Annotated in this window: 22 protein-coding genes and 2 pseudogenes; 6 read left to right on the forward strand and 18 right to left on the reverse strand. The window is 42.9% G+C overall.

Annotation, left to right across the window (positions count from 1 at the left end; translation table 11 throughout):
• Positions 1–91 precede the first annotated feature (91 nt).
• The 3 genes from putP (at position 92) to RUMTOR_RS10845 (ending at position 2,638) form a co-directional block, all read left to right on the forward strand.
• A complete protein-coding gene (gene putP, locus RUMTOR_RS10835; RefSeq protein WP_009243506.1) occupies positions 92–1,615 on the forward strand; it encodes a sodium/proline symporter PutP in 1,524 nt (507 codons plus the stop codon).
• Positions 1,616–1,738: 123 nt separating this feature from the next.
• Positions 1,739–1,909 carry a DUF362 domain-containing protein gene (locus tag RUMTOR_RS10840; RefSeq protein ID WP_009243507.1) on the forward strand — a complete coding sequence of 57 codons (171 nt, stop codon included), beginning with the start codon at positions 1,739–1,741 and terminating at the stop codon, positions 1,907–1,909.
• Between the two features lie 150 nt (positions 1,910–2,059).
• Positions 2,060–2,638, forward strand: coding sequence for a helix-turn-helix domain-containing protein (locus RUMTOR_RS10845; protein ID WP_004847863.1), 579 nt, complete (start codon positions 2,060–2,062; stop codon positions 2,636–2,638).
• Here the strand turns inward: RUMTOR_RS10845 and dnaB are convergent, their stop codons facing one another.
• From dnaB to RUMTOR_RS13185, 4 genes are all read right to left on the reverse strand, one after another.
• A complete protein-coding gene (gene dnaB / locus RUMTOR_RS10850; RefSeq protein ID WP_004847864.1) occupies positions 2,639–3,988 on the reverse strand; it encodes a replicative DNA helicase in 1,350 nt (449 codons plus the stop codon).
• A gap of 9 nt (positions 3,989–3,997) precedes the next feature.
• Positions 3,998–4,447 (reverse strand): 50S ribosomal protein L9, encoded by a 450-nt coding sequence (rplI, locus tag RUMTOR_RS10855; RefSeq protein ID WP_004847865.1) that lies wholly within the window; start codon positions 4,445–4,447, stop codon positions 3,998–4,000.
• Positions 4,448–6,493 carry a DHH family phosphoesterase gene (locus RUMTOR_RS10860; RefSeq protein ID WP_004847866.1) on the reverse strand — a complete coding sequence of 682 codons (2,046 nt, stop codon included), beginning with the start codon at positions 6,491–6,493 and terminating at the stop codon, positions 4,448–4,450. It lies immediately after the preceding gene.
• 494 nt (positions 6,494–6,987) lie between these two features.
• Positions 6,988–7,128: a hypothetical protein gene (locus RUMTOR_RS13185; protein WP_004847867.1), complete on the reverse strand. Its 141-nt coding sequence runs from the start codon at positions 7,126–7,128 to the stop codon at positions 6,988–6,990.
• A 135-nt stretch (positions 7,129–7,263) separates the two neighbouring features.
• On the opposite strand from RUMTOR_RS13185, the gene RUMTOR_RS10865 reads away from it, so the two are divergent.
• On the forward strand, positions 7,264–7,644 hold the full coding sequence (locus RUMTOR_RS10865) for a helix-turn-helix domain-containing protein (protein WP_004847868.1): 381 nt from the start codon (positions 7,264–7,266) through the stop codon (positions 7,642–7,644).
• Between the two features lie 422 nt (positions 7,645–8,066).
• Positions 8,067–8,277: pseudogene (locus RUMTOR_RS13940) on the forward strand (tyrosine-type recombinase/integrase); the annotation flags it as partial.
• 67 nt (positions 8,278–8,344) lie between these two features.
• On the opposite strand, the pseudogene rpsR reads toward RUMTOR_RS13940, so the two are convergent.
• The 13 genes and pseudogenes from rpsR to RUMTOR_RS10930 all read right to left on the reverse strand — a co-directional run bounded on the left by rpsR (position 8,345) and on the right by RUMTOR_RS10930 (position 19,155).
• Positions 8,345–8,610, reverse strand: a pseudogene (gene rpsR, locus RUMTOR_RS10870) (30S ribosomal protein S18).
• 15 nt (positions 8,611–8,625) lie between these two features.
• Positions 8,626–9,069 carry a single-stranded DNA-binding protein gene (locus RUMTOR_RS10875; protein ID WP_004847870.1) on the reverse strand — a complete coding sequence of 148 codons (444 nt, stop codon included), beginning with the start codon at positions 9,067–9,069 and terminating at the stop codon, positions 8,626–8,628.
• Positions 9,070–9,085: 16 nt separating this feature from the next.
• Positions 9,086–9,373: a 30S ribosomal protein S6 gene (rpsF, locus tag RUMTOR_RS10880; protein WP_004847871.1), complete on the reverse strand. Its 288-nt coding sequence runs from the start codon at positions 9,371–9,373 to the stop codon at positions 9,086–9,088.
• Positions 9,374–9,499: 126 nt separating this feature from the next.
• Complete coding sequence (locus RUMTOR_RS10885) at positions 9,500–9,688, reverse strand: DUF951 domain-containing protein (protein WP_044929522.1); 189 nt, start codon at positions 9,686–9,688, stop codon at positions 9,500–9,502.
• Between the two features lie 20 nt (positions 9,689–9,708).
• Positions 9,709–11,229, reverse strand: coding sequence for a class B sortase (srtB, locus tag RUMTOR_RS14050; RefSeq protein WP_004847873.1), 1,521 nt, complete (start codon positions 11,227–11,229; stop codon positions 9,709–9,711).
• A gap of 15 nt (positions 11,230–11,244) precedes the next feature.
• A complete protein-coding gene (locus tag RUMTOR_RS10895) occupies positions 11,245–11,880 on the reverse strand; it encodes a lactate utilization protein (RefSeq protein WP_004847874.1) in 636 nt (211 codons plus the stop codon).
• 112 nt (positions 11,881–11,992) lie between these two features.
• On the reverse strand, positions 11,993–12,754 hold the full coding sequence (locus tag RUMTOR_RS10900) for a type 1 glutamine amidotransferase (RefSeq protein ID WP_004847875.1): 762 nt from the start codon (positions 12,752–12,754) through the stop codon (positions 11,993–11,995).
• Positions 12,751–14,106 carry a Mur ligase family protein gene (locus tag RUMTOR_RS10905; protein ID WP_004847876.1) on the reverse strand — a complete coding sequence of 452 codons (1,356 nt, stop codon included), beginning with the start codon at positions 14,104–14,106 and terminating at the stop codon, positions 12,751–12,753. Before RUMTOR_RS10905 ends, RUMTOR_RS10900 begins: the two co-directional genes overlap by 4 nt.
• A 20-nt stretch (positions 14,107–14,126) precedes the next feature.
• Positions 14,127–15,002 (reverse strand): Cof-type HAD-IIB family hydrolase, encoded by an 876-nt coding sequence (locus tag RUMTOR_RS10910; protein WP_009243512.1) that lies wholly within the window; start codon positions 15,000–15,002, stop codon positions 14,127–14,129.
• Between the two features lie 200 nt (positions 15,003–15,202).
• Positions 15,203–16,576, reverse strand: a complete 1,374-nt coding sequence (locus tag RUMTOR_RS10915) for an MATE family efflux transporter (RefSeq protein ID WP_004847878.1) — start codon at positions 16,574–16,576, stop codon at positions 15,203–15,205.
• Positions 16,577–16,792: 216 nt separating this feature from the next.
• Positions 16,793–17,254 carry an Hsp20/alpha crystallin family protein gene (locus RUMTOR_RS10920; protein WP_004847879.1) on the reverse strand — a complete coding sequence of 154 codons (462 nt, stop codon included), beginning with the start codon at positions 17,252–17,254 and terminating at the stop codon, positions 16,793–16,795.
• 262 nt (positions 17,255–17,516) lie between these two features.
• Positions 17,517–17,921 carry a hypothetical protein gene (locus RUMTOR_RS10925; protein ID WP_004847881.1) on the reverse strand — a complete coding sequence of 135 codons (405 nt, stop codon included), beginning with the start codon at positions 17,919–17,921 and terminating at the stop codon, positions 17,517–17,519.
• Positions 17,922–18,387: 466 nt separating this feature from the next.
• Positions 18,388–19,155, reverse strand: coding sequence for a helix-turn-helix domain-containing protein (locus tag RUMTOR_RS10930; RefSeq protein ID WP_004847883.1), 768 nt, complete (start codon positions 19,153–19,155; stop codon positions 18,388–18,390).
• A gap of 281 nt (positions 19,156–19,436) precedes the next feature.
• On the opposite strand from RUMTOR_RS10930, the gene RUMTOR_RS10935 reads away from it, so the two are divergent.
• Positions 19,437–20,456 carry a CPBP family intramembrane glutamic endopeptidase gene (locus tag RUMTOR_RS10935; RefSeq protein WP_004847884.1) on the forward strand — a complete coding sequence of 340 codons (1,020 nt, stop codon included), beginning with the start codon at positions 19,437–19,439 and terminating at the stop codon, positions 20,454–20,456.
• 105 nt (positions 20,457–20,561) lie between these two features.
• On the opposite strand, the gene RUMTOR_RS10940 is transcribed toward RUMTOR_RS10935, so the two are convergent.
• Positions 20,562–22,619 carry an oxidoreductase gene (locus RUMTOR_RS10940; protein ID WP_004847885.1) on the reverse strand — a complete coding sequence of 686 codons (2,058 nt, stop codon included), beginning with the start codon at positions 22,617–22,619 and terminating at the stop codon, positions 20,562–20,564.

Genomic DNA, 22,619 nt, shown 5'->3' on the forward strand with positions numbered 1-22,619 from the left:
ATACTAAACTTTTATTTCTTGAAGAAATCCCCTTATTATGGTACAATTTTACAATATATTGCACATTTTGCGAAAGGAATGAGTGACAAACATGACAACAGAACACATTTGTATTATGATCGCCATTATTGTTTATCTTGGCGCCATGCTCTATGTCGGCTACCGTTGTTCCAAGAACAACCATGATACGACCGATTTTTATCTTGGAGGGCGTAAGCTCGGACCTCTTGTGACGGCAATGAGCGCCGAAGCCTCCGATATGAGCAGCTGGCTTCTGATGGGGCTTCCCGGTCTGGCCTATCTGACAGGTATTGCCGACGCCGGATGGACTGCCATCGGACTCGCCATCGGAACGTACATAAACTGGAGGATCGTAGCAAAACGGATCCGCCGCTACACTCTCGTAGCCGGCAATTCGATCACGCTTCCTTCTTTTTTCAGTAACCGATACAGAGATCAGCGTAAGATCCTTCAATCTATCGGAGCGATTTTTATCGTTATATTTTTCATACCGTACACAGCCTCCGGATTCGCCGCATGCGGAAAACTGTTTTCCAGCCTGTTCGGGGTTAATTATGTTGCCGCTATGATCATAAGTGCGATCGTCATCGTAGGGTATACGGCGCTTGGCGGATTTCTTGCCGCCTCAACAACAGACTTCATTCAGAGTATTATCATGTCTGTTGCCCTGATCATCGTCTTTATATTCGGCATCAATATTGCCGGAGGTATCCCTGCCGTAGTTGAGAACGCACAGTCGCTTCCGGGATATTTGACGATGATGACTACATACGATCCTGTTGCAGGTGTCGAACAGCCTTATCCGATCATCAATATTATTTCCATGATCGCATGGGGGCTCGGTTACTTCGGTATGCCTCATATCCTGCTTCGCTTCATGGCTATCGAGGACGAAGAAAAACTCACGCTCTCCAGACGCGTTGCGACAATCTGGGTTGTCATTTCCCTTGCAGTTGCGGTTTTGATCGGTGTGATCGGTCTGGCAATGAGCGATGTAGGCGCTTTAAAAACTCTGACAGGTTCCGATTCTGAAACGATCATTGTGCAGATCGCCGACTTGTTAAGTAAACACGGTATTCTTCCTGCCTTACTTGCGGGAACGATCCTTGCCGGCATTCTTGCCTCTACAATGTCCACGGCAGACTCACAGCTTTTGGCTGCATCCTCCGCCGTATCTTCCGACCTTTTCGGCGACAGAGTTGCCAAAACGGGAGACAAGAAAAAAGCAATGAACGCAGCTCGCTTCACCTTGCTTGCCATCGCGGTAATCGCCGCTTTTATTGCCCGTGATCCGAACAGTTCGGTATTCGGCATCGTTTCCTTTGCATGGGCAGGTTTTGGCGCCGTATTCGGTCCTGTCGTATTATTTGCCCTCTTCTGGAGACGCTCAAACTGGCAGGGCGCACTTGCCGGAATGATTTCAGGCGGAGCTATGGTATTCATCTGGAAATACCTCGTACGTCCTCTCGGCGGTGTATGGAACATTTATGAGCTGCTCCCGGCTTTCAGCGTATCATGCCTTATGATCGTCATTGTAAGCCTGCTCACAAAAGCACCTTCAAAAGAGATCACAGAAGAATTCGACCGGGTTTAGGTTCTTAATTTAGAACATACAAATCACTTGTATATTCAAACTCATTGTATTAAAATAGTGATAATAAAGAGAACTACCTTTCTTTGTTTCTCTTTTTAAATTCAAAAAAGGAGGATACATACTATGGCACACGTTATTAGTGATGAATGCGTAAGCTGTGGTTCTTGCGAAGCTGAATGTCCTGTAGGCGCTATCTCTGAAGGCGATGGCAAATACGAGATCGACGCTGATGCTTGTGTAGACTGCGGAGCTTGTGAAGCTGCGTGTCCGACAGGCGCTATCTCAGCTGAGTAATATAAATCGCAAAGTGATCACAAAAGAGAAGCACCGCTCCTATGTGGAGCGGTGTTTTTTTGTAGGAACTTGACGAACGATTTTTTCGTTCTGAAGTCATGGTCTATGCTATAATAACCTCAAAAGCAAAATGAGGAGGTTCACATATTAATGGGTGAAGTCAGATTTATGATTTCCGAAGCCGCAAAACAGGTCAATGTCGAATCACATGTATTAAGATATTGGGAAGAAGAACTCGACCTGACGATCGGGCGAACGGAAATGGGACATCGATACTACACCAAAGATGACATTCAGCTCTTCTGCTGTATCAAAAAACTCAAAAACGAAGGAATGCTCTTAAAAGACTTAAAACCACTCATTCCCGAATTAAAAGAAAAAAAATCTAAGTTAAAAACTCCCGAAAAAGAAAAAACTCAACTTCAGACAGTCACTTCAGAAACAGGAGATATTCTTCTTCCTCTTAATACGATCGATCAAATGCGTGCTCTCGTAGGCGATGTTTTCCGCGAAGCGCTGAATGAAAACAACTCCATATTAAAAAATGACATCAGCAGTACGATCACCACTGACGTCATTCATGAAATGGATTTTATACTTGAGGCAAAAGAACGCCGTCAGGAAGAACATTTCCGCAAACTGGACATGCTCATCCGCAGACAGCAGACCGCGCGAAAAGAATCCTCTAAATCAGGCGCGATCATGAAATTAAAAAGCATATTTACATAATCACTGCTGCTGACGCAGTTCATTTCCGAAACGGGTATACTGCGGCATCCACGCAAGACGGACGGTTCCGATGGGACCGTTCCTCTGTTTTGCGATAATGATCTCCGCAATATTCTTATCCTCCGTATCCGGATTATAATAATCATCACGGTAAATAAACATACATACGTCGGCATCCTGCTCGATTGCTCCCGATTCACGAAGGTCGGAAAGCATCGGTCTTTTATCCGTTCTCTGCTCAACCGCACGGCTCAACTGAGACAATGCGATCACCGGTACGTTCAATTCTCTGGCAAGTCCTTTCAACGATCGTGAAATCTCCGAAATTTCCTGCTGGCGGCTTTCATTTTTACGTCCGCCGCTTCCGCTCATCAACTGCAAATAGTCGATGATGATCAGATCAAGTCCCTGCTCCAATTTGTATTTACGACATTTTGAGCGCATCTCCGAAATACTGATACCCGACGTATCGTCTATGATCATACGAGAGCTTCCGATCGTGCCTGCTCCCTCGATCAGTTTCTCCCAATCCGTATCTGTCAGGTTTCCGTTTCTCAGCACCTGTGCGTCAACATGCGATTCCAGTGAAAACAGACGGTTTACAAGCTGTTCCTTTGACATCTCAAGACTGAAGATCGCTACCGCAAGATTTTGCCGAAACGCTACATGCTGCGCAATATTGAGCACGAACGCCGTTTTTCCCATAGACGGACGCGCCGCTATAAGAACAAGGTCTGATCTTTGCAGACCGGACAGTTTGTAATCAAGGTCGATGAACCCTGTCGGTATTCCGGTGACGTTTCCTTTCGTCTTAGACGCCTTTTCGATCACATCCAGCGCGTTTAATACGACCTGCTTTATCGGAACGTATTCCTGGGAATTCCCGTTTTCCGCAAGTTCAAACACTCGCTTCTCTGTTCGTTCAAGCAGTTCATCAAGAGGCTCGTTTTCAAGATAACACGCATTCGCCGTCTCTTCGTTAAGTTTGATCAAACTGCGTAAAACCGATTTTTCTTTTACGATTTCCGCATAATATTTTACGTTGGCAGATGTCTGAGTTCCTACGAGAAGATCTCTTGCAAATTCCATACTGCTTACTTCCGGAGGCACGTCTTTTGTTTTTAAATATTCCTGAAGCGTGATCAAATCTACCGGACGCCCCGATTTAAACAGATCTGTCATAGCGTCGAATAAGATCCCATATGCCGTCTGATAAAAATCCTGTCCGGCCAAAATCTCCGATGTGACCGTAATCGCATCTTTATTCATCAGCATCGCCCCAAGTACAGCCTGCTCGGCTTCTGTACTATGGGGCGGTATCCGCTTCATGGCAGCTTCTATATTTTCCATGAGAACTCCTTATGCTTCTTCTTTTACAACAACTTTCAACTCTGCCGAAACTTCAGGATGAAGTTTTACTGTCACGATATGCGTACCAAGCGACTTGATCGACTCTTTCAACTGGATTTTTTTCTTATCAATATCTAACTGCATCTGATCTTTGACCGCTACCGCGATTTCTTTGCTGGAAACAGAACCGAACGTTCTTCCGCCTTCGCCGACTTTGATCGCAAGCTCGACTTTGCCTGCCGATAATTCCGCTGCAAGTTCTTTCGCAGCGTCAAGATTTTCCTGAGCCACTTTTTTCTCGTTATTTTTCTGAAGTTTCAGATCATTCAGATTTTTTCCCGTTGCTTCCACGCCCAGTTTTTTCGGCAAGATAAAATTCCTTGCGTATCCGTCGTTCACATTAACGATCTCCCCTTTTTTCCCGAGAGATTTTACATTTTCCAATAAAATAACTTTCATCTATATATCTCCTTTCTCAATCATATCGTCTATCGTTTCTTTCAATGTGCTGATCGCCTCTTCCATATTCGTATGGTCAAACTGCGCTCCCGCAGAATTAATATGACCTCCGCCTCCCAGCTTTTCGGCAATAATCTGCACATTTACCTCGTCGATCGAACGCGCACTCATATAAATCTTTTCCTGATAAACCGTCAATACAAACGACGCGTTGATCCCACTGATATCAAGAAGCTCGTTTGCGGTCTGCGCCGCAAGAACCGTCGGACTTTCAATATCGCCCGGGCAGACTGCGATCGCAAACTGATTCTTATAAACCTCAGCCTCCCTCATCGCCTCTGCTTTCGCTCTGTATGATTCCATATCGTCCCTGAACATCTTTCTTACCCGGGTGATATCCGCACCGCAGCGGCGAAGGAATGCCGCCGCTTCAAACGTACGCACTCCCGTCCTGTTCATAAAGTTCCTTGTGTCGATCATAATTCCCGCGTACATGCACTCCGCCTCGACAGCCGGGATTTTGATACTGTCAGAGATATATTGAAGCACTTCGGCTACCATTTCACATGTAGATGAAGAATACGGTTCTACATAAGATAAGACTGCATTTGCGATTACCGTACTGCTCTGACGGTGATGATCTAAAACGGCAGTCATTCTGGAACGCCTCAAAAGTTCGGGACATTCTGTCATCTGCGGCTTATTTGTATCGACTACGATCACCATCGTATTATCCGTAATATAATCCATAGCTTCATCTGAAGTCAGAAAGATATCATCCTCATACGCCGGACTTTCCACAATCTCATTATAAAGCGGCCGAACCGACTCTGTCACCGTATTCACGATAATATGAGCTTTCTTCTCAAGGCTGACCGCCGCTCTGTAAATTCCCATACAAGCGCCGAACGAATCCGGATCCGCAATCTTATGACCCATGACAAGAACTCTGTCTTTCGTCACGATAAACTCTCTTAAAGCCTCTGCTTTTACACGGGCTTTTACACGGGTGTTTTTAGCAGTCTGTTCTTTCTTACCGCCAAAATAAGTGATTCCGCTGCAGTCTTTTATCACCGCCTGGTCGCCTCCGCGCGCAAGGGCAAGGTCGATCGCCACACGCGCATACTGGTAACTAAGCGCATATGTCGCCGTATTCAGACCAAGTCCGATACTTAACGTTGCCGAGCGGGCATTTCCGATATTAACCTGCTTTACTTCTTCAAGAAGCGAAAAACGGTCTTCCGCTATTTTTTTGTAAGCAGATTTGCGAAGAACAATAAAATATTTGTCCTTCTCCATTTTCTTTACAATACCGTCCACATCGCCGATATATTTATTGATCTTTCGATCGATCAGAGCAACCAGAAGCGACTGTCGTACCTCTTCAACGCTCTCCATCACCTCGTCGTAATTATCGATGTAGATCAGCCCTGCGATCATCCGCTGCTCTTCATTTTCGCGGATATACGCATTCAATTCTGTTACATCCTGCATGGATACCGCTACGAAAAACTCCTCTTCCTCGGGAATCTGTAACAATTTTTCCTTGTCGCTGAAGCCGTGAAGCGATACTCTGCGCAATTCTGCCTGATAGTGTCTGTCACAGTACTCCACCTCCATCTCAACATGTTCCATGTCGTCTTTAGGAAAAACACTTGTCGTAAGAGCCGGTATCATCCTGTACAGATATTTTTCTTTTCTTGAACTTTGCGTTAATTTTGAAAACGCATCATTTTTCCAAAGAATACGTCCATCCTCAAGAGCGATCGCATAAGGAACCGCAAGTTCCTTTAACAGCGTATTTTCAATCCCCTTATACTGCGTGGAAAATTGAATCAAATCCGCTAAAATAAGCGATCTGTTATAAAAATACAATCCTCCCGCAATCGCCAGATAAATCAGGATAAACATAAACATGATAAACGCTGCTTTCCGGTCTACCATTAAAACCCATATATTCATCGCAACGAGTAAAAACGTCATGATAAGCGGCCAGTTCATATACAGCCTGAGTTTTCCTTTTAAGCGCATTTTCTTCTTTTTCATAGTGATACTACCTCATCCGCACCCTTTAGGACACATGCAATGTGCATCATTAGATTACCAAAAAACTTTGTTTCGCTACAATGTCTTATTATAACATCTTTTTGAATTTTATTCTACTATACTTTTTTCTTCAAATTATTGCAATCACCTATTATTTTAGTATCAAAAACCTTAATTCCCTACCTATACGCTATATTATAAATAGAAAAGGAAAATCCCAGGCGACTTCCCCAAAAAGTAATTGACTGTTACAAAAAAGGCTGACTCAAAGAGTTTCCCCTAAGAATCAGCCTTATATTCTTGATTAGTCCTGAACGTACGGCATCGGCTATGTACTTTTTACCAGTTACATGCATGATTATTCGCTGTTTTTAGCGGTGTTTTGCCTTGAAATTGTGCAGATTTTCCACTCTTTACATTTTTCTAGTATCATTTTGGTATCACCGGAAAGCCTGGAACTTCGCCCAGCAGATAGGTCAACCCGCTCTCATATCTTAAGCGAATGACAGCAGGTAACCTATCCGGGAGCTGATCCACGGCAATGTTCCTTTCGGGATTCCAGCTGCTACGAGATCCTTTTGTCCCATGCACGCCCTTGCTCTCGCAAGCTCATACTTTTGTCTGTCAAGTTTCATCTTTATATCACCTCACTTTTCAGATTGTTTTCAGATGTTTTTCAATCTGTAAACTTCTTTTTTAGATTGTTTTCACTCTGTACATTTCGAGTCAAATATGGCATTCTGTTTTTAAATGAAAAGAGGTGAATAGATATGCCAACCTATACAGGCGATATGATACGAAAATGCCGCACCGAAAAAGGACTGACACAGAAGAAACTCGGCGAATTATGTGGTATCGCTGACTCAAATATAAGAAAATATGAGTCCGGTAATCAAAACCCTAAAATAGAAACGCTTCAAAAAATAGCCGATGCCTTAGATATTCCGGTAAACCGTTTGCTTGCCGGAAAAATTATATCTAGGGATGAATTAAAAGAGAAACTCTCGGAATATGGTCTGACTCATCTTGTACCAGACACAGAAGAAGAACGGACTGTATTGGAAAATTGTAAAAAACTAAATGAAACCGGAAAGAAAGAGGCCGCAAAAAGAGTAGAAGAACTTACCCATTTAGAAAAGTATACAAAATAACCACCGTACCTTAAAGTACGCCGGTAAATGAGTTTTCCCAGAATTGGGAGAAGCCGAATAGCCATTACACAAAATCGTGCAGTGCAACCTGCTCAAAAATGAGCGAAACCGTACATTGACAATAATATACTTACCCAGGGAGCCGATGAGGTGCTATACCAGTTGCCGGACACATTGAAAGGAGCTGGTAATATGGTTACATACTCTGACTTGTTCACGTTTGTAATTATGCTTTGTGCAGTCATAACCCTTGTTGTTACGATTTTTAGACACAAAAAATAGCGCCCCTGTCTGGTAAACTAAGGCGCTATCTTTATAGGTTTTATTTTGCCGGCGGCTAGGTGTGCACTAGCTATCGGCTCCCTTGTTAAATATATTATAGTTAATTAAATAAAATATGTCAATTATCTTCGATCATTTTCAAAAAAGCCGGAGTGAAACAGATCCGCGTTCACGATCTCCGGCATTTCTCACGCCTCGCTATTGATTGAACGTGGTTTTTCTGCTATTTTGGTATCTGAACGACTGGGACACGAGAACGTGTCAACCACACTAAACGTATACTCCCATCTTTTCCCCTCTAAGCATTCAGAAGTTGCGGAAAAACTCGAAAGGTTATATCATTACGAATAGTATCATATCAGTATCAAAAAAGGCTGACTCAAAGAGTTTCCCCTAAGAATCAGCCTTATATTCTTGATTAGTCCTGAACGTATGGCATCAAAGCGATATGTCTTGCTCTTTTGATTGCTACTGTAAGAGCTCTCTGATGTTTTGCACAGTTTCCTGTGATTCTTCTCGGAAGAATTTTCCTCTTTCAGAAACATATTTCTTTAATTTTGCTACATCCTTGTAATTGATCTCGTTATTTTCTTTTCCACAGAATACGCAGACTTTTTTTCTTCTGCGAGCCGGACCTCTTCTCTTAAATCCGCCTTCCGGTCTGCTTCCCTTTTCGTAAGCCATGATGATTCTCCTTTCCTAATTGAACGGCAGCTCCTCATCAATACCATCCGGGATATTCATAAATCCGTCTCCTGCCGGAGCGCTCGGCGCCGGACTCGGTGCAGACTGCTGATACATACCTCTGTTGGCTTCGCTCTCTGCTCTGCTCTCTGCGAACTCCTGCTCTTCCACGATCACTTCTGTTGTGTATACTTTCATACCGTCTTTATTCGTGTAGCTTCCTGTCTGAATACGACCGGAAACAGAAACCCGCATGCCCTGACGAAAATATTTTTCCGCAAACTCTGCCGAGCGGCCGAATACAACGCACGGAATAAAATCCGCTGTCGGTTCGCCGTCTCTTTTAAATCTACGGTCAACGGCAACTGTATATCTTGCAACTGCCGTTGTATTATCTCCCTGTGAATATCTGACTTCAGGATCTCTAGTCAACCGTCCCACTAAAACTGCCTTATTCATATATACCTCTTTCCGCTTATGCTTCCTGTTTCACGCATAAATATCTGAGTACGTTGTCCATGATGCGGATACGCTGCTCCACTTCTCCCGGAACTGTACTTTCAGCTTCGAAGTGTACGAAGTAGTAAAATCCTTCTGTCATTTTCTGGATTTCATAAGCGAATCTTCTTTTGCCCCACTCATCCACGTCTGTTACGTTACCGCCGAAACGTGTGATAAGAGCTTTCACTTTCTCGATTACGTTCGCTCTTGCTTCGTCTTCGAGTTTTGCGCTCACAACAACAGCTAATTCATACTTATTCATGTTCTTATACCTCCTTATGGTCTCTGGCTCCTGTTTTCATTACAGGAACAAGGAATTATGATACATATCGGTTTCAATCCGACAGTATGTCACAATTATTGATGATACCATAAGTCTTTTTTAGTTTCAAGTCCTTTTTACGATTTGTCTCGTGTTTTTTTCGACTAATTTGCGGGCAACCATGATCTGATGTCCGCAGCCTACGCACTTCAATCTGAAATCAGCTCCGACCCGAAGCACTTCCCACTCCTTGCTCCCGCACGGATGAGGCTTCTTCATCGTAATGATATCGCCTATATCAAATCTGTCTGCCATATAATTTCCTTTCTTCGTCATCAATCTACCGCAGTCAGAACTCCCTGTACAAGAAAACGTTCGTCATCGCGGACATTTGTACACGTTGACAGACTGACAATCTGCGACTGCGCCGTCAATTCCACGTCTTCTACCTTATAATTCGAGGATTCCTCGCAAAGCTTCAAATACGCCTCATAATCCGCATCCGTAGCATAATCAAGCTTATAATTATCCGCCGTATCTTTCACAACTCCAGCTGAGAACACCTTATATGTTCTAACCTTTCCATCCGGTGTATATATGTAGAAGTTTGGATGCTTCTTACAGAAAGATTCATTTTCGTATTTAAGAAGCTCCGAAAACATTTCTCCTCCGACGTTAAGATGATGACCGTAGATAAACGTGTTTTTGTCTGAAAAATCATTACTGTTTCTCATATCTACAAAAATCGCACCAAGCTTATTGTCATTTGCCGTAAACGTCTTTGTCAGATACTCATTATTATCCGCGCTCTTTACAACGGGATAATTGATCACCGCCGGCTCATCAAAGCGAATCCATGCAACCGTGTCTTCGTTTTCTTTCAGCAAAGCGTCAAAATCAACAGTAAAACCTTTCCCTTCTTCATCCGCCGTAATGGCAATGTTTTTAATCTTATCGTACTCTTCCCCGCCGGAGTAATACGGAATCAGCATCGTGATAAGCTGATACAACGAAAAAATAAACACGCACGCCGCTATAATAAGCACTCCTCCGGAAGCAAAATTAAATGCTGCCCGTTTTTGTTTCTTTTTCTTTTTTGACATCGCCTTTGATTTTCCGTTCGGATGACCGCCTTGCTTTCTGACAATTCCATCTGCCGATCTGACCGGCTTCTGTTCTGCAGGATTTCCCTGAGCCTTTCCCGCCGCTCTTCTTAAGGACGGATCTGCCGGCGTTCCCGCTTTCCCCGCTGTTCTTCTTGCGGACGGATCTGTCGGCGTTCCCGCTTTCCCTGCCGTTCTTCTTGCGGACGGATCTGTCGGCACTCCCGCTTTCCCTGACGTTCTTCTTGCGGACGGATCTGTCGGTGTTCCCGTTTTCCCCGCTGCTCTTCTTGCGGACGGATCTGTCGGTGTTCCCGTTTTCCCCGCTGCTCTTCTTGCGGACGGATCTGTCGGCGTTCCCGCTTTCCCTGACGCTCTTCTTAAGGACGGATCTGTCGGCGCTCCCGCTGCATCCCGCGTTCTTCCTGTTTCAGAATGTTCCTTTCGCAGACTTCCTTGCGCACGCCCTGCCTGTTCAGACGGTTTCCTCACACTTCCCGACTCTCGTCTCATCGGAGTAACCGTTCCGCCCGGCGTTGTTCTTCTGGTCGGATCGCCGCTTTCCGATGTTCTTCGTACAGATGCCGAACTGCTTTTTCCTGACGGTCTTCCTGCTGAGGCGGGAGCGCCGTTTCCCGACGGTCTTCTTCCCAGACCTTCATTTGCCCGCGCGCTTCCCTCAGCATTCCCTTCTCTTCGCACCGTACGTTTTCGCGCGTTTTGATCCATTGTATTTCTTTCATTTCTGTCCATAGGTAATTTCCTCTCCTAAAATCCCAAAACATCGTCTACAAGAATTATTTTAAACCGCTTCGGAATTCTGCTGAATCTTGTGACCAAGACCTGACAGCAGATGCAGTCTGAACTCTTGCAGTCAAAACAGCTTCCGTTTTTTACGCATGGAGTCTCAAGTCCGAATCTCTGTGAATTGATCGGCGCAGCTTCGTTTCTCGCCCTTTGCACCGCATCTTCTTCTGACTTCACCACTTTATTCATTCCTACGATAAGCAGTACGTTTTTCGGTCCGAACGCATATGCCGCCACACGGTTCGCATTTCCGTCAATATTAACAAATACTCCGTTCTCACTCATAGCATTGACACTTCCGAGGTACCAGTCGCATGTAAACGCTTTCAATGCAATCTCCTGACGTTCTTCGGGTGTCGCCGCCTGATCCCTGTCATAAAACTCATAATTTCCCGCATTGATCGCATCAAGAAGTCCCGATTCCCGAACCGACATCGAGCCGCCCATTGTAACCGAGCTTCCCTCCTCCATCAGCTCCAGCGCTTTTTGAACAGCTTCTTCTTTCGTTGATGCATAATAAGCTTCCATATTTCTTGATTCAAGCGCTTTCACAACACGTTTGCCAAGCGCTTCATTTCTCATCCGTCTTACATCCATAAGAAATACTTCCTTTCTTTTATTTTATATTTACAGCAACAAGCGTAGTGTTCCCGCCAGAACTTCCACCTGCCGGAAAATCTGTCTTTCTGTCACACTCTCTGCAGCCGGATCAGGTATGTCTTTTTACCGTTTCCCGAAGCACATATTTTTTATCGCTGTACCTGTCGGCAATATAACTGTTTGCTTTCTTTTCCGTCTCGTCTTTCAGCGGCTCAAGCTTCACTTCTTCACCGTATTTTCTTTGAAGCGCTTTTTCAAGAAGATAATCACATACCTGCGGATTTTTCGGAAGAAGAGGTCCGTGCAAATATGTTGCGATCACATTTTTATATATAACGCCTTCATAACCTGATTTTCCTGTATTTCCCAAGCCGTAAAACACTTTCCCGAACGGAGTGTGATCACCGATATATGTCCTTCCTCCATGATTTTCAAATCCGACTACAGGCTGTTCAAAAAGCGGACTGTTCAACACGATATTTCTGATCAGTCTCTCCGGCTGCCATTCTGTCGTTATATCAAGAATCGAAAGACCTTCTATCGTCTTTTTATTTGTCTTGTAATATTTCCCGAGAAGCTGATATCCCCCGCACACAGCGAGGACAACTCCCCCGTCTTCAACATATGCTTTAAAATCATCTTTGATGTCTTTTAGGAAACCGCATACAAGTTCCTGCTCTCTGTCAGATCCGCCGCCTAAGAGCACGATATCCAACTTAGAAAAATCAATTTTTTCACCTGATAGAAACGGAATCACCTCTGCCTCCATCCCCCGCCATTCAAGACGTTTCCGAAAACACTGTATATTTCCTCTGTCACCGTATAAGTTTAAGAGATCCGGATATAAATGTCCGATTGTAAGTTTCTTCATCGTTCCGTACCTCCTTTCCCCTCTAATTCAGTCAGCATATGGTTCGTCTGATACAATCCGGAGTAGTTCACGATAACATAAAGATTTTTCGTGCCCTGCTCTACACACTCAAGCACCGATGCACGCATATCGTCTGTAGATTCGCAAGAAACATCTTCGTATTTCAACCGAAGCGCCATATCATACTTCCTTGTTCCCGCCGTAATAATCTTTCTTGCGTTACTTTCCGCAAGATACTGAAAATCCACATCCCAAAGCCATGATACGTCTTCCCCATCCTGATACGTATCATTGATCTGAATGATAATATCTTTCGGATTCGGATCTCTGAGTACATGCGATACTTTCTGCTGAAAACCGATCGGATTTTTCGCAAGGTGGAGCTGCACTCTTGCACCGTTTATATTAAAAATACTTTCTCTGTTATTTCCATAATCAAACGCCTCTATCATCTCTTTAAAATGTTCATATCCCGCTCCCATCGTTTTAAGAGCCGCATACGCCGACAGAGTATTGTAAATATTATAAGGTGTCCTTATCTGCGGATCAAAGTGGATTCCGTCCATATCAAATGAATACAATTCATCTTCTCTTACGACATGTTCAGCCGTATATTCCGGATTTGGTCTGTTCCATCCGCAGTTCGGACAATGATACAACCCTAACTGACCATAATGGAAAAACTGATATTCCAGTTTCTTTCCGCATTTGCGGCAAAAAATGCTCTCCCGTATTTCAGATCGTGAAACATCGTCAAATATCTGCTCGCTGATACCATATGTGACAAATGCATTTTTGCTTTCCTGCGCCAAAGAGTAAGATAAAATGTCATCACAATTTATAATAAGCGTTGTCTTCGGAACGCTTGTCACCGCTGTCATCAATTTATTATAAGTAATATCAACTTCACCGAAACGATCAAGCTGATCTCGCGAAATATTTGTCAGCAGCGCACAGTCTGGCTCTATTTTCGGCAGCACCCCTACAGATGCGATCTCATCTACTTCTATGCATGCATAATCCGCATCCAGATTGCCATGCTTGTCTGTTGCAAGAACAAACGCCGAAATAATTCCGTTTAACATATTAGCGCCCGTACGGTTAATAATCACTTTCTGACCTTCATGCTCTAACGCCTTACATAAAATCGCGTTCGTCGTTGTCTTTCCGTTTGTTCCCATTGTGACGATCGTCTTTTTTCTAACCTGACCCGATAATTCCTTCAGTATATTCGGATCGATCAGACGCGCCACATATCCCGGAAGCGTCACCCCGCTTCCACGGTTTAACTTTTTGATCAGACTGCTCGTCGCTTTCGCGCATTTCACAGCAAATTTACTTCTCAATCTCATACTTGAACCAATTTCCCTTTTTATTTATTTTTCTGCTTTTTTAACAGTTCCCGAATGGCATACGCAACACCAAGCTCATCATTTGACTTCGTAATATATTTTGCCGCTTTTTTCAATTCCGAAACCGCATTTCCCATCGCTACCGTCGCTCCGAAATCCATTGACATCATCGAATAATCATTCAAACTGTCTCCGAGAACCATAACCTCATCCATAGTATATCCAAGCGACTCGATATATTCCTTCAATATCGGACCTTTCTGCGCTCTTGCATCCGTGATCTCCACATTTGATTCAAATGATGAAGCGACTGCGATTTTAGGATTTTTTTCAAGATGTTTTGTCACCCTGCGGACTAACTCAAGATCATGTGAAAACATAAATAGTTTAAACACCGGGATACCCGCTTTCTCAATCTCTTCAAAATCAGAAACAACCTTTACACTTTCTATCGCCCTGCGATATTCGCTTGTTTTCACGACCTCTTCCCGGGTCATATTTACATGAAAAAGCTGCATCTCCGCTATAATACTTTCTTCGACTTCTTTTTCCGTTCCGATACGGTAATCGCCTTCATTTGTAAGAAATACGATCGATATCGGAAATTCTTTCACCTCTTCGCAGATCTCTCTGCACAACTCCATTCCGATGCCGCATTCTTTTACAATTTTTCTCTGCGGATCTCTGACTTCCGCTCCGCTTCCCAATATATAATCACAAACAATTCCTGTTCCGTCAAGCTCTGCCATAGCGCCTTCATAACCTCTGCCTGTCGCCACCATAAACCGGATGCCTGCCGCACACGCTTCCTTTACTGCCGCGATCGTATCCGGAGCGATTCTGTGGTCATCACAAAGAAGCGTTCCATCCATATCGCTCGCTATCACTTTGATCATATCTTCATATCTCCAATCTATATACAATAGTTCAGCCATACAGTGTACGTAGAGCATAAAACATGCTTGCATGTTTTTACCGACGGACATCTGTGTGCGGTTACTTGCTATTCTATCTATTATAAAGTTTTTCCCCGCATTTTACAACACAAATCGCCCTAACCTGCACAGTCGTTTTTCCATAACCGTCACAGTCGTTTCTACAGTTTGATTTCCCCAAGTCTTCCGCTGCCTTTCAGATATTTCCTATATACAAAGAAAAAAACAACGCTTGTCACCGATGCCGCCAGTATATCCGCCACCGGCTCCGCATAAAAAGCATCTTTCGCCGTAAACAACGCCGGGAGAAAACATGTTGATGAAAAGTAAAAAACTTTTCTTACAACAGACATCCCAAGAGACAACTTCGTCATGCCAAGAGCAGTAAGCGCATCAACAAAAACATACTGCAGACTTAACGGAACAACCATCAGAGTAAACACTTTGATCCCCCACACGGACAGTTCCCGGTACTCTGCATTATCCGTAAAAATACGAACAAAATACTGCGGAGCCACTCTTGAAATAATAAACATCACCGCCGTAAAGAAAACACAGAGCATCAACACCCAGAGCACTGTTTTCCGAATACGATCCGCTCTGTTTGCTCCATAATTATAACTAATAAGCGGCTGCGACCCTCCTGTCACGCCAAGCATCGGCGCCGTGATCAAAAGCATATAGCTTTGCACGATCGTAGCCGCCGTGATCAACGTATCCCCGTAGTCTGCTCCGCCGTAATACTGCAAAACAGCATTCAGCGCAATGATGATCACACTGTCTGATGCCAGAATCAAAAACGGAGAGAAACCGATCTTCACGATTCGTTTTCCAATCTCCCGCTCAGGCTTCACCAGCGTCAGCGGAATACGCATCTTCTTTCTCTTCAATGTATAAAGAACAAAGATGCATGATGACATCTGTGCAATCACCGTAGCCACTGCCGCCCCCGCAATATCCATTTCAAGTCCGAAAATAAATACCGGATCAAGCACGATATTTACGATTGCTCCGATCAGTGTCGTCAGCATTCCAAGCCCCGGATATCCCTGTGCCGTAATAAAATAATTCATCCCCATTGACAAAAGAGCGAAAAAAGTTCCAAGCGTGTAAATAGTCATATAAGTATTGGCATACGGAAATATATCTGCGCTTGCCCCAAACCATCTCAGTAAATAATCTTTCGTAAGTAAAAATACAATCGTCAATATTCCCGAAAAAATAAGCAGCATAGAAAAACTGTTTGCCAGTATCTGCTTAGCGCTTTTTTCATCTCCCGCCCCGAGACGTACCGAAAACAAGACGGAACCCCCGATACCGATCAGCGTTCCGAACGATGACAACAATGTAATGATCGGAGCACATACCCCCGCGCCTGCCAGCGAGTCAGCCCCGATCACCGGAATATTTCCTATATAGATTCTATCCACAATACTGTACAGCACATTAACAAATTGCGCGAACATAAACGGAATTGAAATTTTTAATACAAGCAAAGGAATAGAATCCCTGCCAAAATCATTTTCTTTTTTCATAACTCATATAACCCTCTCCCTAAGATTTCAGGTTATATATTATCACTTTCTCACAGATATAAAAACCGCGAAAAGTGATTTTTCTAAAACTTTTTCTCGATTTTATTCCTGCAATATCCTTACATCCGCTCTTGCATGTAAAAACGGCAGTGAACGGGAACAGCACACTCGCCGTTCCCGTTCACTACCGTCAAAAACTTGTCAAAAGAAATGAATTTATCCTTCAATCGCAATGGATTTCTTAGTCTCTACTGCTTTCGCATCCTTTTTCGGAATTGTCAGGCTCAAAATACCGTTTTCAAATTTTGCTTTAATATCTTCGTGAGTGATCGCATCGCCTACATAAAAACTCCTCTGCATTGTACCTGCATAACGCTCTTTCCGAATGTATTTTCCCTTCTTATCTTCCTCGTCCTTGTCAAGTCCTTTCGCCGCCGAGATGGTCAGATAACCATTTTCAAGATCCACGGTAATCTCGTCCTTTTTAAATCCCGGAAGATCAATATCCAACTCATATCCCGCTTCATGCTCACGAATATCTGTCTTCATCATGTTTTTGGCATTCTTACCATACAGCGGATTTTTCTTTCCCCAGAAATCTCTGTCAAATCTCTCAAACGGGAAATCCATCCAATCATCGTCAAACAAATTCTCTCCAAAAATACTAGGCATCAACATAAGTCATATCTCCTTTCAAAACACTTTTGAATTTATTGTTTTCTTTGTTATATCTGTAATATAGCACCCGTTATTAGCACTGTCAAGGGTTGAGTGCTAATATTTTTGCTATTTTTTTGCAAACCCTTTAAAATCAATGGTTTGCAGTATCTTATTTCTTTTGAAATTGTGATTTTTTCTGTTTTGACACCAATTTGACACCATTTGCGCTAAAACTACAAGCCATGCAAGCGAAAAATGAGCTCCCGTTGAGAGTTTGATCTCATAAGTGGAGATCATTTTTTTCGCTTATAAGGCGATAGCCGCGACCGAATGAATGCAGGTCATGAGGTCCATAGCGAGTAGTTCTGTAATCATTCTTAAAGAAATCTGAGCCGTCACATAATCTGAACCAAATCCCTCTTCGCAATCTCTTTTCGATCCTGAACCAGTCTGTGATATGGTTATAAACTTCCATTTCATTGAACTGCTCCACAGCTACATTATATCCGGTCACAATCGATTCGTAATGCCCTTGTTCTGGATGATTAACTGTATACGTTTTTGTTCCTGTTTGCTCTTTTCTCCAGCCCGAGTAATATCCCGCATGCATTGTCTCGTCTAAATGTTGTCCTGCAACTCCTGAGATATCAGCTTGACATGTGCTACAAATTGTATGTTCTACCATTTCATATACTGGTTCATTGACAGTTTCTGTCCAAGCTTCCTGATCGACTACCCATTCTCCTGTATAGATCGGAATACTATAATCATGAGTATGTACCGGAGCTGTATTTTGAGTTCCGCCGTTTCCTGAGTTCCCTCCATTAGATTCCCCTGTTGTTTGGGAAGCGTTATTTTTCTGTGTAGAAGCAGAAGCATCCGGTTGAGATGCTGTCTGCTTCTCATCCTATTCTTTCTTGTACCGAATTTCGGTACAAGAACCTGTTCTAAAAAACACCACACATTTATTATACTTGTTATGCAAGTATTTGCATGCCCATATTATAGCTACAAAATATTAGTTCAATCGGATTTTTGCAACCGTACACCACAACTCCGCAACACTTTCTTATAGTTTAGATTAATCAAAAGAAGGGTGTCAAGCATTCAACACCCTATTATTCGACCTTGCAATCATTATACAAATATTTTTATTCATAAATGTTTGAATACATTTCATTGAGTTTTTTCACTCCATTCTCTATCTCCTCTTTCAGTTTAGCATATACTTCATAATCATCTGCTTCCATTTTTTCTTTATGTTTTATCTGACCGTTTCTATCAAGACTATACTCTTTTGGTTTTGTAGAACCGTCGTCTGCCAAATGGTTTTCTCTTGAAATATAAAGTGTTATAAAATCGCCTGTTTTCCGAATTGTAATACCCGGATTTTCTTCCAAATCGCTATTCTTTACGAGAAGTGTGGCTACGATAAATTTCTCTCTGTCACTCATTTCCTGATTCCATTTCCATATAGAAGGTCTGTCAAACATATAAATATCATACTTAAAATCGGAATCTGTGAGGCAATAATTATTACCTTCTTGCTCAAATCCAAGTTCCTCCAACTTATCTTCATATGTCCGCACAAGATGGTCCTGCTTGCCGTTTTGAATTCCTATATAAGCTGAAACTAAAATAACTATCGCCAATACTACTATTGTTCCTATTTTAAATATTTTTAAGTGTCTTACTTTTTTATCGATTTCTTGTACCATAGAGAAGTTATCCTTAAGCATAGAATCCAACGGAACTCCTGATTCGTCACTAATCTTTACTAATGTTTGTAAATCCGGATAATTCTTTTCCTTTTCCCAGTTTGAAATAGTTTGCCTCGTCACATGATAATATTGTGCAAACTCTTCTTGAGACATCTTTTTTTCTTCTCGTAATTTTAAAATTGTTTCTCCTATTTTCATACCGCTTACCTCCTTTTTATTTTATTTTATCTCTCCACTCTGCAAAGTCCAGCAAACTTTATTTACCCCCTCCTTTTTCGGGCGCAAATAATTTTTACCTCTTCATATTTTGAAAATATTCCTTATAACATCGATTTCTAAAATTAACACCTTGCTGCCTTAGCATCTCACCGGCTGCAAATATAAGTTCTGTTTTTATTGATTTTTGCTTCGCAAAATGGGATAATAGACGTAAAATTTTTTATTGATTTTTAATCTTACGCAAGAGGAGGTTATTTCATATGGAAAACACTGAACTTATCATCCCGGCTCCGTCCGATCCGTTAAAAAAACACAAGAGTCATTTTTCCAAGATCGGACTTTTTTATTTCTGTGGAGCGATCATAATTTCGGGAGTGCAGATTTCTGTCATTACATTGATTCAGTTGATCGCACCCCAGCTTATGGTGAATCCGAATATTTCCCTGATCATCTCATCGCTTTCGATGTATCTTATTGCAATGCCGCTTTTGGTCATCATCGTACGCACGATCCCCGGCATGGTCATCCACAAGAAGAAAATGACGGCAGGGCAATGGATTATCGCCTTTTTTATGTGCTATGCGCTTATGTATGTTACGAATGTAATAGGCACATTTACGACAGCTATCTTCGGAACACTAAAAGGAGATCTCGTAGACAACCCGATCCAGGACATTCTTACCGGACTGTCTCCGCTCACAGCATTTTTCCTTATGGTGATCTGCGCTCCCATCGTCGAAGAATATGTTTTCCGAAAACTCATCATCGACCGGACAGTACAGTACGGACAGGCAACGGCTATCCTTCTGTCAGGATTGATGTTTGCGTTATTCCACGGTAATTTTAATCAATTTGTATACGCATTTACACTCGGTGTGTTCTGGGGATTCATTTATGTAAAAACCGGGCGCTTGATCTACACGGTTGCCCTGCATATGACAGTCAACTTTTTAGGCTCGATTCCGGGACTGCTTTTAATGAAATCAACATTTTTCAATCAGCTTTCTCTGTTAGCGGAAAATAACCCGTCAGCCATCGTCGGACTCGTTATGCAGCATCCGGTTCAGTTTCTTTTGATTTGTTTTTACATGCTGCTTCTTTTCGGTCTTGTCATTACAGGCATCATATTTTGGGCGATCAACTTTAAGAAATTCAAATGTGCCCCCGGAGAGATCACAATTCCGAAAGGAAAACGTTTCTCAACGATCATCTTAAATGTCGGAATGATTCTGTATTGTCTGTTTTGGATCATTCAGATTATTTTACAGTTGTTCGCTTAAACAAATCTATTTTCAGATTAAAATGCAGCTTTACCCTCACAAGAGAAAGCTGCATTTTCTAATATCTCACTATTCTTGTTCTATCAATCATTCTGCATCGTCATATCAGCAAATCTTCATCGCAGTCTCGTAAGCGCCCCACACCACGCTCCGTAAATTTCCAACCTGTTCACAATCGCCGACCAGGTAAATATTCTTTCCTTTTCTTTCCAGCGGATTAGGCAGGTAACCGACTGATCCGATCACAGAGTCACAAGGAATCTCTATCTCTTTTCCGGTTTTATCTGTACAGATCACCGAATGTTCTTTTACTTCTTTTAACTTTGTTTCGAGATATACCGGAACTTCGTGCAGCTCAAACCATTCCCTCAAATAGGAACTATTGGCAAGGCAAACTCCTTTCTGCGCCACAAGATCATTTTTCATCTCAACAATAACCGGTCTCTTTCCCTGAAGCGCAAGCTCATAGGCAATCTCGCTTCCCGTAAGGCCTCCTCCGATCACTACAACTCTTTCTCCTACATCCCTTCCGTTCAGATAGTCGCATGCCTCAATCATCCGTTCATGTCCCGGAATATTTTTCATCACGCGCGGAACAGAACCGGTTGCAATTATTACCGGAGCATCGCCGAACTTTTCAACGCTGTCAATCTCCTTACCTAAATGAACCTCCACATCCAGTTCTTTCATTTGTCTTCTGTACCATGCCAAAAGTTCTCTTAATTTCCCCTTATAAGATTCTGCACTTGCCGGGATGAACGTGCCGCCAAGAACGTTGTTCTTCTCATAAATAACCGGATCATGCTCACGAAGCTTTAACACTCTGGCAGCTTCCATCCCTCCGATTCCTCCGCCGATAATATAGACTCTTCTTGGATTCTTTGTTTTCTCTATAAAATGCCGATCCCACTGCATCGTTTCCGCATTAACCGCACACCTTGACAAATGCAGGCTGTCACTTAATTCCTGATCGTTTGGCACTCCTTTATAGTGACACATATTAAAACATCCGTTATGGCATAAAATACAAGGCCGAATCTCTTCTTCCCGATCTTCCATCATCTTTGTGACCCATTCCTGATCTGCCAAAAACTGCCTCGCGAATCCCGCTCCGTCCAATCTTCCTGCGGCGATCGATTCTGCCGCTGTTTTCGGGTTCATTCTCCCCGCACATACAACCGGAATCCGAACAAACTGTTTAATATGTTCTACATCTTCCAGATTACAATTTTCCGGCATATAAACAGGCGGATGCGCCCAATACCACGCATCATATGTACCATTATCGCAGTTGAGCATGTCATAACCTGCATCTTGCAAATATTTCACCGCTTTTTCAGATTCTTCCATATCTCTTCCGACTTCCGTAAACTGCTCTCCCGGAAGAGCGCCTTTTCTGAATCCTTTTGTCTTGGAAAGAACACTGTACCTTAGCGATACAGGAAAATCTTCACCACATACTTTTTTAATCGCCTGCACGATCTCTACAGCAAAGCGATATCTGTTTTCAAAAGATCCTCCATATTCATCTGTTCTATGATTTACATATTTTAATGTAAACTGATCAAGAAGATATCCTTCATGTACCGCATGTATTTCCACTCCGTCAACTCCCGCATCCTGCAAAAGTTTCGCCGACTTTGCAAACGCTTCCACAAACTCATGAATTTCTTCTCTTGTCATCTCTCTTGAAGGAACTTTATCCGACCAGCGGTTCGGAGACGGGCTTGCCGTCGCAGTAATCTTATCCAGATCCATAAACGGCTTTGATAAAACGCGCAGCGCCTTATTCGTATATAATTTTTCCATCATCTCGCTGATCGTAAACGACCGGCCGAAACCCGCTGTCAACTGAACAAAAAGTTTGGCTCCTGTTTTATGAAACTCCGGCATCCACTCTTTCAGATCTTCATACATCTTTTTATTCTTGTACAGCCATTGTCCAAACATAGGATTATATACCGGCTGACACCCCGGAAGGACAAGACCCGCATTGTTTTTTGCAGCCTCCCTAAGAAATCGCGCACCCATTTTGTCAAAATGGTTTTTCTCCATCCATCCGAACAGATCGGTTCCTCCCATAGAAGTCAATACGATACGGTTTTTTATCTCGCAGTTTCCGATACGCCACGGAGTAAATAAAGGTTTTAGTTTCTCATCCAT

This window comes from [Ruminococcus] torques ATCC 27756 (assembly GCF_000153925.1).
GTDB lineage: Bacteria > Bacillota > Clostridia > Lachnospirales > Lachnospiraceae > Mediterraneibacter > Mediterraneibacter torques.